The 2,202-nt window shown below is 43.1% G+C and carries 2 protein-coding genes; both read left to right on the top strand.

Features of this window, described 5'->3' with window-relative positions:
• The coding region (locus LC605_RS32600; protein WP_229551493.1) for a hypothetical protein at nt 1-278 on the top strand (278 nt) is incomplete at its 5' end.
• A gap of 6 nt (nt 279-284) precedes the next feature.
• A complete protein-coding gene (locus tag LC605_RS32595; RefSeq protein ID WP_229551492.1) occupies nt 285-2,093 on the top strand; it encodes a hypothetical protein in 1,809 nt (602 codons plus the stop codon).
• Nucleotides 2,094-2,202: the final 109 nt, after the last annotated feature.

Genomic DNA, 2,202 nt, shown 5'->3' with positions numbered 1-2,202 from the left:
ATCCGGTGAATGGGGCGGTAACGTTTACGCCTGATGGTCATTCTGCTTTCTTTACACCGACTGCTGGTTATTCGGGAACGGCGAGTTTTGATGTTGTTGCGGATGATGGGTTTAGTAGTTCTACACCAGCTAAGGTGACGGTGAATGTCAGTAATGCGGCGTTGGTTAATCTTGATTTTGCACGACGTGGTTTGCGGTTGGATGTGGGTGGAAGTACTGAGTTGGTGGTGGTTGGGGATTTTGCTGACCAACAAGATGTGATTCTGCCTTATTCATAATTGCAGTTGGCGTCGGATAATTCTACCGTGGCGGCGGTGTCTGCGGGTAAGGTGACGGGGTTCAGTGATGGCGTGTCGGTGCTGAGTGCGTCGCGTAATGGCATTACTGCTGTGACTGCACTGCGGGTAGGTGAGTTACGCTCAACCAATGAAACTGAATTCAATATCGAACTTGCTGAAGAAAATGGATTAAACATTTATCCCAAAGCAATTATCCTTCCCAATGGTGGAACGCGACAACTGCTGGTTGGCATTGAAGGAATATATGGTTCGCCAGACCGGAAAAATACTACAACAGGTACTCGTTATTTCGTCAGTAACTCCAACATCCTGGAAATAGACGCAAATGGCTTAATTACCGCACAAAAAGAAGGAATAGCGAACGTTACCGTTATTTATGGAGCATCCGAATATCTTGTTCCCGTCCGGGTAGAAGCACCGCATACTATTCGCGTATCTCCAGGTACGGTAGCAGAAACTCAACTGACTACTGATGGTGGAATTATTGAGGTTGACGTTCTCGATGGTGATAACGAAAACCGTACCATGCAAGTAATGGTAGCTCCCGGTACGCTATTTGAAGATACGAACATACGGATTACGCCGCTATTAACCCAGCAGCTCTTATCACTTTCTACCCCCCAAGGCTTCCAGTTTTTATCAGGCTTCAAATTAGAAACTGGTAACGATCCCCTCATGCTACCTGTACAATTGGCTATTGAGTTGCCACAAAACTTGAAAGCAGACGCATCACTGGTAGGTAAAACAGTTTACTTCTTTGAGAAAGACACCATACCCGATATTAACGGTGGCTGGAAAGAAACTTGGCTGGTAGCAGAATCAGGTGTCATCAGTGCAGATGGGATGATTCGTACCCAGTCACCACCGTGGGGAGGAGTGCGTAGTGGCGAATATATGGTGGGAATAGATCAAGACATAAATCTTCCTACTGGTAGTGTCAAGCTAGTTAAAGGTAAGCTGACTGTTACCTATAATATGCCTTCTCTAGTTACTAGCCTTTTCCCGGCTAGCTACACCGTAACTAATGGTTTGTCCTCAATATCGATTGGTAATTTAAATAGCAGCATCGCTATCACCAACAACTACAATCGTGCTTATCTTGCCGATAAAAATGGCAATTTTGTAGTCAAAGTCTTCGATGACAGTCTACTAGTAAAATATGAGCAAATATCGGTAGAAATCAAGGATGTAGCCAAAGAAATAAGTGACACTGTATTGTTGATTCAAGAATTAATTAAGCAAAAAACCTCTCTTGAAAAAGATATACAGCAACTCGAACGTGTTTATCAAAGTTTAGGCAATACCCCGTCAGCTCCATTACGTGCAGCATTGCTCACAGAAGCGCCGACAACTGAAAAACAGAAAGAGATAGAAATACAAAAAGATATAACCCGTAAACAGATAATTAAAAAAGAAGAAGAATTAAGTATAGTCACAGAAAAAATTCCCGAAAAAACTCAGAAAAAAGAATCATTTGAGCTACGTAGGCGGAAATTGGATGACCAGTTAGGAACCTTGCGCGGTTTGTTAAGAGCCTACAACACCGCAGGTACTATTTTGGGATTATTAGATACCGTCCCATTTTTGTCAGTTACTTACGATATTTCTTCATTAAATGTAATTCAAGTACCTACTGTCGGATTACCGCAAATAACGCAAACTGGTGTGCAATTAAACGCAGGTAATCTTCCTAGCTTTGAAATTAATTTAGGTATACCCAAACCGCAAACATCTGGCCCTGCTGCACCTCCAGTATTGGAACAAGCTGCGTTACGCTTTCAGAGGATGTTTTAAAAGTGGGGGGCTAGTGTAAGAAAGCTCACAAGGCGTATGCTGAATTTTGTAGAAACCAGCACCCTGTGAGCGAATGACTAAAGCATACCGTAGCAATCTGACCTGGGAA

Source organism: Nostoc sp. CHAB 5836 (genome assembly GCF_020829445.1).
In the GTDB taxonomy this organism is placed as follows: domain Bacteria; phylum Cyanobacteriota; class Cyanobacteriia; order Cyanobacteriales; family Nostocaceae; genus Nostoc.
Note: the sequence above shows the minus strand (reverse complement) of the source record. Positions and strands in the feature narration are given on the sequence as shown.